7 protein-coding genes are annotated in these 8,784 nt (G+C 71.6%); 4 read left to right on the plus strand and 3 right to left on the minus strand.

Annotation, left to right across the window (positions count from 1 at the left end):
• Positions 1-15 precede the first annotated feature (15 nt).
• Both AB0M29_RS10030 and AB0M29_RS10035 read right to left on the minus strand, forming a co-directional pair.
• Positions 16-384: a hypothetical protein gene (locus AB0M29_RS10030; RefSeq protein WP_365381552.1), complete on the minus strand. Its 369-nt coding sequence runs from the start codon at positions 382-384 to the stop codon at positions 16-18.
• A 206-nt stretch (positions 385-590) separates the two neighbouring features.
• Positions 591-1,013 (minus strand): VOC family protein, encoded by a 423-nt coding sequence (locus AB0M29_RS10035; RefSeq protein WP_365381554.1) that lies wholly within the window; start codon positions 1,011-1,013, stop codon positions 591-593.
• A gap of 159 nt (positions 1,014-1,172) precedes the next feature.
• Between AB0M29_RS10035 and AB0M29_RS10040 the strand changes: the two genes are divergently transcribed.
• The 4 genes from AB0M29_RS10040 to AB0M29_RS10055 all read left to right on the plus strand — a co-directional run bounded on the left by AB0M29_RS10040 (position 1,173) and on the right by AB0M29_RS10055 (position 7,020).
• Positions 1,173-2,192, plus strand: a complete 1,020-nt coding sequence (locus tag AB0M29_RS10040; RefSeq protein ID WP_365381556.1) for a WYL domain-containing protein — start codon at positions 1,173-1,175, stop codon at positions 2,190-2,192.
• A gap of 244 nt (positions 2,193-2,436) precedes the next feature.
• Complete coding sequence (locus tag AB0M29_RS10045; RefSeq protein WP_365381558.1) at positions 2,437-3,312, plus strand: hypothetical protein; 876 nt, start codon at positions 2,437-2,439, stop codon at positions 3,310-3,312.
• A 285-nt stretch (positions 3,313-3,597) separates the two neighbouring features.
• Complete coding sequence (locus AB0M29_RS10050) at positions 3,598-4,755, plus strand: MFS transporter (RefSeq protein WP_365381585.1); 1,158 nt, start codon at positions 3,598-3,600, stop codon at positions 4,753-4,755.
• Between the two features lie 210 nt (positions 4,756-4,965).
• Positions 4,966-7,020, plus strand: a complete 2,055-nt coding sequence (locus AB0M29_RS10055) for a phosphocholine-specific phospholipase C (protein ID WP_365381560.1) — start codon at positions 4,966-4,968, stop codon at positions 7,018-7,020.
• A 48-nt stretch (positions 7,021-7,068) separates the two neighbouring features.
• Here AB0M29_RS10055 and AB0M29_RS10060 read toward each other — a convergent pair whose 3' ends face one another.
• On the minus strand, positions 7,069-8,625 hold the full coding sequence (locus AB0M29_RS10060) for an alpha/beta fold hydrolase (protein WP_365381562.1): 1,557 nt from the start codon (positions 8,623-8,625) through the stop codon (positions 7,069-7,071).
• Positions 8,626-8,784 lie beyond the last annotated feature (159 nt).

The raw sequence follows: 8,784 nt of genomic DNA on the forward strand, positions 1-8,784 counted from the left end.
GGCGCCGAGCGGCCTTCAGGGGGTGATGCAGACGACGAAGGCATCGACGGAGCGCGTCACACTGTCGGTGTTCTTCACGCCGATGGTCCAGTTCCCAGGGCCTCCGTAGGAACCGGTGAAGAACGGGTCGCCACCGGTGTCGCTCGCACCGCCGATGGCGCCTCCTCCGCCGGTGCTCACCATGCCTGCCGGGCAGTTCACACTTGCCACCGCGTACTGGCCAGGACCCACCTTCACGTCCTCGCCCCAGTAGCGCCCCACCGACGCGCGCGGCGCACGGACCTGCTGCTTGCCGGAGTCGCTGTCCTGGGCGGCCGCGAGCGTGGCCCCGCCCACGGCAAGGACCGTCGCGGCCACCAGGACGGGAATCCCCAAACGCTTCATTTCGACCTCGCGTGCTCGGTAGATGTCGGTATCCGCCGTATTCCCCGACCACCCACGGGGTCTCTCGCGGTGTCACCGGGCCAGCCCAAGCAGAACCGATTCCTCGTCGCGCGAAAGAGTGACGGGTTCACGGAGGACACGACGAATCCGCCAGGGGGCGGGCGCGGACCCGGCCATGGGCACGCGCCCTGGCCGGGTCGGCTCGGTCAGCCGGTGTAGGGGGCGGTGACGTCCAGGACCCAGGTGACGCCGAAGGGGTCGGTGAGCATGCCGTACAGCGGCGCCCAGGGCGCGGGCTCCAGCGGACGCACCACGGTCGAGCGTTCGGCGAGCCGGTGCCACAGGGCGCCGATCTCCTCGGTGTCGTCACCGCGCACGGAGACGAAGAAGGGGTTGTCGCCCTGGTTCCAGGGGAGTTGCGAGGGCACGTCGTAGGCCATGACATGGAAGCCGTTGTCCGCGGCCACCTCGCCCCACATCACCCAGTCCGCCTCGCTGTCGTTCTGGACGGCGCCCGCGTCCTTGTAGGTGACGGCGACGCTGCGGCCGCCGAAGACGGACTGGTAGAAGTCCAGTGCCTCGCGGGCGGTGCCGCGGAAATTCAGATGGGTGGTGGTCGTGACGGACATCAGTTGCTCCTGGCTCGATGCGATGCGTTGACGGCGCCGCGGGCGGTCAAGGCCCAGGCGGCGGCTGCCGGGGCCGGGCGTTCGTCCCGGACGGCATGTGAGTCATCGTGGTCGAGGTAGCGGACAGGGTGTGTCCGCTACCTCGGGGAGGGTGGACGTATGCAGAAAACGTCCTCCCGGCTGCTCACCTTGCTGTCGCTGCTGCAAACGCACCGCGACTGGTCCGGCGACGAACTCGCCGACCGCCTCGGCATCACCGCGCGCACCGTACGCCGTGACATGGACCGGCTGCGTGAGCTCGGCTATCTGATCGCCACCGTCAAGGGGCCGGGCGGCGGTTACCGGCTGGAGGCGGGCACGCGTATGCCCCCCATGCTGTTCGACGACGACCAGGCCATCGCCCTGACCGTCGCGCTGCAGAGCGCCGCCGCGGGCACCCTCCTCGCCGAAGACGCCGCCCGCGCGCTGGCCACCGTCCGCCAGGTCATGCCACCCCGCCTGCGCCACCGTATGGACCTGCTGCGCATCACCGCCGTCCCACCGCCCTCGGCCGACGACGCCTCGCAGGCCGACCCGCACGTCCTCGTGGAACTCGGCCGCGCCATCCAGGCCCGTGAGGAACTCCGCTTCGACTACACCCCTGGCCCGGATCGCCCGCGGCGTACCCACCCCCACCACCTGGTCGCCTGGCGGCACCACTGGTACCTCGTGGCCTGGGACCTCGACCGCGAGGACTGGCGCATCTTCCGCGTCGACCGCCTCCGCCCCCGTACCCCCACCGGCCCCCGCTTCACCCCCCGCGCCCTCCCCGGCGGCGCCGACGTCGCCGCCTTCCTCACCAGCCGGTTCCGCGGCAACGACGGCACCACCCCCGGCTGGCCCTGCCAAGGCCGCGTCATCCTCCACCTCCCCGCCGCCGACGTCGCACCCTTCGCGGCGGACGGCCTGGTCGAGGAACTCGACCCCCATCACTGCCGCCTCACCCTCGGCTCCTGGTCATGGACCGGCCTCGCCGCCACCCTCGGCCACTTCGCCACCGACATCGACCTCATCGGCCCACCCCAACTGACCACCGCCTTCGGGGAATTGGCAGCCCGCTACACCCGTGCCGCCCGACCGGCCGCCGGGCCGAACCCGTACGGCGACAGCACGGGTTCGCCGGGGCCGGCCTTGCCCTAAGATCCGATGAGGCCCGAGCCCATGGGACGGTGTTCACCCGTACCGATCTGCGGCTGGCCGATCTGCGAGGCTGTGATCGATGCTCGACTGATGCGTCGAGGAACTGGAGTGACCCCGCCCCGCCCCAGCTCGGCCGGGGTGGGCCCGGCTCCTCACCGCGCGACCCGGGCCGCTAGTGTGCCGCTCCGAGCGGCCTTCCGCAGTGCGCGGTCCGGTCCGGGGGCGAGGGGTGGGGACGTACGGGATGAAGGCACGGAGTCTGGCCGCGCTGTGCGTGGTTGTCGCCGCGGCGCTGGGGGTGGGCGCGGCAGGCTGCTCGTCCGCGCCGGACGGACGGCCGCACGCCGTTCGTACGTTGCCGGCGCCCAGGACGCCTTCGCGGACGCCGACGACGGCCGACCGGAACAGCGCCCGGTTCACCGCGCTGATGCGCCGCCTCGCCGCGTGGAGCGATGAGCATCAGTCCGTGACCGCCACCGAGATGGTGGTCTTCGACGGCCGGAAGGTGCGCTTCGACGGGCTGTTCACCTGGGGCGGGCAACCGGCCATGAACGTGACGTCGCCGACGGCCCAACTGGGCTTGCAGCGGCTGCACCCGGCCAACAGGACGCGGGTACTGCTGGTCGGCGACTCCTACTACTACGGCGTCGACCCGCGGCCCAGCGGCCCGCTCAAGGGCAAGCACTGGATGCGGGCACCGCTGCCGCAGGGCGACAAAGACGGCGCGGCCACCCACGGGCTGCAGGCCCACCCCGAATTCGGGCTGCGCATGCTGCCCGACGCCACCGGCTGGACCGACCTGGGCCTGGACAACCTCGACGGCACCGTCGGCAGGCACTACCAGGGAACCGTCACCCTCGCGGCCCTCGCCGCGGACACCCGCCTCGCCAGCAGGGTGGGCAGCTCGCTGCCGACCCTGCTGGCGGGCGCCGACAACGCGGAGTTGGACGTGTGGGCCGACGCCCACGGCAAGCCGCTCCGATGGGTCGCGCAGATGGGCACCGGCCGTTCCGTCGCCGTCGACCTCTTCGCCTTCGGCGGCCGACGCAGCATCACCGCGCCGCCCGCCCAGGACACGGTGGACGCGGCCACGCTCTCCGGACGACCCACGACGGTCTGACACCGCGTCAACCGGTGCGTCCCGAAGCTGCACCCGCCTCTCCCGACTCCCCACGCGGCGGTGCGAGGTCCCGGGACTCCGGCACGCCAGGATGAAGGATGCCCCAAGGGGCGGGCGACGCGGACGGCGCGCCGCACATCCGGTGAAGGAGCGCGATCTGTGACAGGCCCGGCGGAGGGTTCGGCGAAGCGTTCCGTGGACGGCGCGTCGAGAGGTCCGGCGGAGGGCCCCGAGGAGGACGGCCCGGCGGCGGGGCGGCGTTCCGCGCCTTCGGCGACCCTGCGGATGGGATGCGCCGCCGGCGTGTTCGCCGCCGTCATGGCGGGTACGACGCTGCCGACCCCGCTCTACGGGCTGTACCAGCAGCAGCTGGGCTTCTCCGAACTGACGGTGACCCTGATCTACGCCGCGTACGCGGTGGGGGTGCTGTGCTGTCTGCTCCTCGTGGGCGACATCTCGGACACCGTCGGGCGGCGGCGCGTGGCACTGGTGGGCATCGGGTGCGCGGCGGCGAGCGCGGGCTGCTTCCTGCTGGAGAGCGGGCTGCCGCTGCTGTACGTGGGCCGGGTCTTCTCGGGCTTCTCGGCGGGTCTGTTCACCGGCGGTGCGACCGCGTACGTGCTGGAGCTGGCACCCAAGGGCGACAGGGCGCGTGCCGCGCTGGTGGCGACCGCGGCGAACATGGGCGGGCTGGGCCTGGGCCCGGTAATGGCGGGGCTGCTCTCGCAGTACGCCCCGTGGCCGCTGGACCTGCCCTTCGTGGTGCATCTGTCGCTGATGGCGGTGAGCGCGGTGGTGGTCTGGTGGCTGCCGGAGACCGTACGCGACCCCCGCGGGTGGGCGGCGGTGCGCGCCCGGCTGCCCGTGGTGCCCGCGCAGGTCACCACGGTGTTCGTGCCCGCCGCCGTCACGGCGTTCGTCGGCTTCTCGCTGCTCGGGGTGTTCACCTCGGTGTCGCCCGCGTTCCTCGCCACGGATCTCGGCGTCCACAACCGCTTCCTGGTGGGCCTGATCGTCTTCTCCGCGTTCGCGGGCTCGCTGGCCGGTCAGCTCCTCGTCGGCGCCGTGGGCGCGGCCCGCTCGCTGGCCACCGGCTGCTGGGTGCTGGTCGGCGGGATGGCCCTGATCTCGCTGTCCTTGGCCCAGATCTCGCTCGCCGCTCTCGTCGCGTGCGCGCTGGTCGGCGGCGTCGGCCAGGGCCTCGGCCTGCGCGGGGCGGTGGAACTGGTCGCCGGCGCCGCGCCCGACGACTCCCGGGCCCGTACGGTCTCCGCGCTCTTCCTGGTGGCCTACCTCGGGATCTCCGTCCCGGTGGTGGGGGTGGGCCTGCTCACCCAGGCGATCGGCCTGCGTGCGGCGGGGCTGGTGTTCGCCGCCCTGATGGCGGCCCTCGCCTGCGCCGCCGGTACGTATCTGGCCCGGCGCCGACCGGCGACGGACTGACCCGGACCGCGGCGGAGGGCCCGATCGATTCGGCGGCCACCGACGATCGCGCCCGGACGGCTTCGCGGCATTGACAGCGCTTGGGCGGCTTCACCATCATGTGCGCGTCATCTATGAGCGAAGATGACTAGCCAACTTTCCACATGCGCATGTTTGCGCAGGATCTCTTCCAACCGCGCCGCCCCCACCGGACCTTGAGGAGAAGCACCCGTGGCCAACGTCAACCGCCGAAGGTTTCTGCAACTCGCCGCGGGAACAGCCGCCGCGTCCACGCTGTCGGCCGGGATCGCACGGGCCACGTCCATACCGGCGGCCGCCGGGACGGGCACGCTCGCCGACGTCGAGCACATCGTCGTGCTGATGCAGGAGAACCGGTCGTTCGACCACTACTTCGGCACCCTGCGCGGCGTGCGCGGCTTCGGCGACCCGCGGCCGCTCACCCTCCCGTCGGGGAAGAGCGCGTTCCACCAGGCGGATGCGTCAGGACGGGAGACACTGCCGTTCCACCCCACGGCCGACGACCTCGGGATGCAGTTCCTCCAGGACCTCGACCACAGCTGGAAGGGCACGCACACGGCATGGAACGGCGGTGCCTACGACCAGTGGATTCCCGCCAAGTCCGCCACGACGATGGCCTACTTGACCCGCAAGGACATCCCGTACCACTACGCCCTCGCAGACGCCTTCACCGTGTGCGACGCGTACCACTGCTCGATGCTCAGCTCCACCGACCCCAACCGCTACTACATGTACACCGGTTACTCGGGGAACGACGGCAAGGGCGGCGGCCCCGTGCTGGGCAACGAGGAGGCGGGTTACTCCTGGACGACCTTCCCCGAGATCCTGCAGCAGGCCGGAATCAGCTGGAAGGTCTACCAGGACGCCGGGACGGGCCTGGACGCGGGGGGCGGCTGGGGCTGGACGAGCGACCCGTTCATCGGCAACTACGGTGACAACTCGCTGCTGTACTTCAACCAGTACCGCAACGCCAAGGCCGGCAGCCCGCTCTACGACAAGGCCCGCACCGGCACGGACGCGCAGCACGGGCAGAGCTACTTCGCGCAGCTCAAGGCCGACGTGACGAGCGGCAACCTACCGCAGGTGTCCTGGATCGCCGCCCCCGAGGCGTTCTGCGAACACCCCAACTGGCCTGCCAACTACGGCGCTTGGTATGTCTCCCAGGTGCTGGACGCGCTCACCTCCAACCCGGACGTGTGGAGCCGCACGGCCCTGCTGCTCACCTACGACGAGAACGACGGCTTCTTCGACCACGTGATCCCGCCCTTCCCGCCCGCGTCCGCCGCCCGCGGGCTGTCCACCGCCGACGTGAAGCAGGACCTCTTCGGCGGGTCCGCGGGCTACGCCGCCGGACCCTACGGGCTCGGGCCGCGCGTGCCGATGCTGGTCATCTCCCCTTGGAGCACGGGTGGTTGGGTCTGCTCCCAGACCTTCGACCACACCTCCATCGTGCAGTTCATCGAGAAGCGCTTCGGCGTGCACAACCCCAACGTCTCCCCCTGGCGGCGGGCCGTCTGCGGCGACCTCACCGCCGCCTTCGACTTCTCCCGCAGCAGCCCGGCGGCCCCTAACCTGCCCAGCACCAGCGGATACGTACCGCCCGACCACGACAACCCCGGCGACTACGTGCCCACCCCGCCCGCCACAGGGACGCTGCCCAAGCAGGAGTCCGGGCTGCGCGGCGCCCGGGCGCTGCCGTACGACCTCGCGGTGGACACCAAGGCGGTCAGCGGCCGTATGCAGTTCACCTTCGCCAGCCTCGGCGCCGCCGGGGCCGCCTTCCATGTCACCTCGGCCGTGCGCGGCGACGGGCCCTGGCCGTACACGGTCGAGTCGGGCAAGAGCCTCACCGACAGCTGGGCACTGCCCGGTACCCGCTACGACTTCTCCGTCTTCGGCCCGAACGGCTTCCTGCGCCGCCAGGCCGGGACGAACGCCTCCACCGGCCCGGAGGTGACCGCCCGGCACGTCGCCTCCACCGGCCAGGTCACGCTGACCTTCACCAACGCGGGCAGCGCGGCCGTCACCTTCACCGCCACCGACGCCTACGCACCGACCCAGCACTACACGTACACCGTGCAGCCGGGCGCCTCCCGGGTGGTGAGCGGCTGGGGTGTGGCCGCGGGCAACCGCTGGTACGACGTCACCGTGACAGCGAGCACCGACAGCGCCTTCGTCCGACGGTTCGCCGGACACGTCGAGACCGGCGCGGCAAGCACCAGCGACCCGGCCATCGCCACCGTCTGACCGCGACGACGCCGGGCCGGTGCGGGCGCGCACCGGCCCGGCGTCGGATCACGCGGGGTCGCAGGTCTCGTCGTGGGCGGGGAGCGTCCCCGTGCCGAGATAGGCGTTCACCTTCTCGTCGACGCACGGCGAGCCGAAGAAGCCGTAGACGCCATGGGTGCGCACCCCGGCGAGGGTGAGCATGCGGGAGCCGCCCATGGCCCGGTGCATCGCCTGCTGCATCGGATAGGTGGCGTTGATGTCGCCGGTGGAGCCGACGACGAGGGAGGGCACCTTGTTGTGCACCTCGGTCACCTCCTTACGGTGGTCGGTCGGCCAGAACGCGCACGGGGTGATGTCGCGCACCATCGGCCCGAAGAGGGGTTCGTCGGCGCGATGACGCTGGATGTCGCGCCAGTAGTACTCCGGGCTCTCGGGTACGTTCACGTCGCCGCACATGATGGCGGTCTGTGCGCTGTGCCGGGCGGAGTACGTGCCGGTCAGCAGGTTGGTGAGGCCGTCGGTCAGCGCGGGGGTCGGCTCCGCGGCACCGGTGTCGGCCGCCCGCACGAAGGCGGCGATGATCCCGGCCACTTGGGCGTCGCCGTCCTCGTCGTCGTTGGTCAGCGGGTCCAGCAGGACACCGGCGAAGGTGCTGTCGTCCACGCGGAAGTCTCCGATGTGCAGGGGGTGTTGCGCCGCCGTGCGGTAGACCCGCTCCACGGTGGCCATGACCGCCGCACCGCTGGTCCCGAAGTGGTAGACGTCGTCGTGGCCGGCCGCCCAGTCCGCCCAGGTGTGCAGTGCCGCCTCGCGCGTCGCACCGCCCCGTGCGAAGCCCGCCGGGCCGGGGTGGTTGGGGTCGACCGAGCTGTCCAGGACGATCCGGCCTGCCCGCTCCGGGAACAACTGGGCGTAGATCGCGCCCAGTTCGGTCCCGTAGGAGTAGCCGAGGTAGTTGGTCGTCGTGTCGCCGAGTGCCGAACGGACCACGTCCATGTCGCGGGCGGAGGCAGTGGTGGAGACGAACGGCAGCACGTCGGCGTGGTCGCGCACGCAGTCGGCGGTCAGCTGCTTCTCCTGCCGGACCATCCGGTCGAAGCCCTGCCGGTCGACGCCCGCCGACCGGGTCAGCCAGGCGTCCGGCCAGTGGCAGTCCAGCGGGGTGCTGCGGCCGGTGAAGCGCGGATCCATGCCGATCAGGTCGTAGCGGGCGCCGGTGCCGCCCATCGCCTGGCGGGCCAGTAGCGGCGTGGTCAGGTCGGGGGTCGCCGGACCGCCGAGGTTGATGAAGAGGCTGCCGATTCGGTGGGCGGTGTCGGTCGCCGCCAGCCGGGAGAGGGCCACGGTGGTGGTGCGCCCGCTCGGGTGGCCGTAGTCGAGCGGCACCGTGATCTCCGTGCACCGCGCTCCGGCCGCGTCGAGCGCCGCACCGTCCGCGTCATCCGGGCCCGTGGCACAGTCGTGCCAGAGGACCTCCTGGTGGGCGATGCGGCCAGGAACCGCGGGGGCGCCGCCGTCCCCGCCATGGGGCGCGGCCGCGGCATCGGTCACGGTGCCAAGGCTCGCCGCCAGGAACACGGTCGCCAGGACCGGCAGCTTCCACGAAGTGTCTTTCACAGTCATCGTCCTGTCGTAGGCGTCGTGTGCGTCATATGCGTCGTATGCGGGATCGTCGATGGACGAAAACCTAGTGTCCTGCGCCGGGAGTTCGTTGAATTAGTAGGCTGTGTTCATGGCGAAGATGGGGCGGCCGGTGGCCGAGCTGGTGTTGTCCGAGGATGA

It is taken from the genome of Streptomyces sp. NPDC051976, assembly GCF_040680795.1.
In the GTDB taxonomy this organism is placed as follows: Bacteria; Actinomycetota; Actinomycetes; order Streptomycetales; family Streptomycetaceae; genus Actinacidiphila.

Coding starts and splice junctions, on each gene's coding strand:
- AB0M29_RS10060 (WP_365381562.1), bottom strand. CDS start 8,625: ATGACTGTGAAAGACACTTCGTGGAAGCTGCCGGTCCTGGCGACCGTG.
- AB0M29_RS10045 (WP_365381558.1), top strand. CDS start 2,437: ATGAAGGCACGGAGTCTGGCCGCGCTGTGCGTGGTTGTCGCCGCGGCG.
- AB0M29_RS10035 (WP_365381554.1), bottom strand. CDS start 1,013: ATGTCCGTCACGACCACCACCCATCTGAATTTCCGCGGCACCGCCCGC.
- AB0M29_RS10030 (WP_365381552.1), bottom strand. CDS start 384: ATGAAGCGTTTGGGGATTCCCGTCCTGGTGGCCGCGACGGTCCTTGCC.
- AB0M29_RS10050 (WP_365381585.1), top strand. CDS start 3,598: ATGGGATGCGCCGCCGGCGTGTTCGCCGCCGTCATGGCGGGTACGACG.
- AB0M29_RS10040 (WP_365381556.1), top strand. CDS start 1,173: ATGCAGAAAACGTCCTCCCGGCTGCTCACCTTGCTGTCGCTGCTGCAA.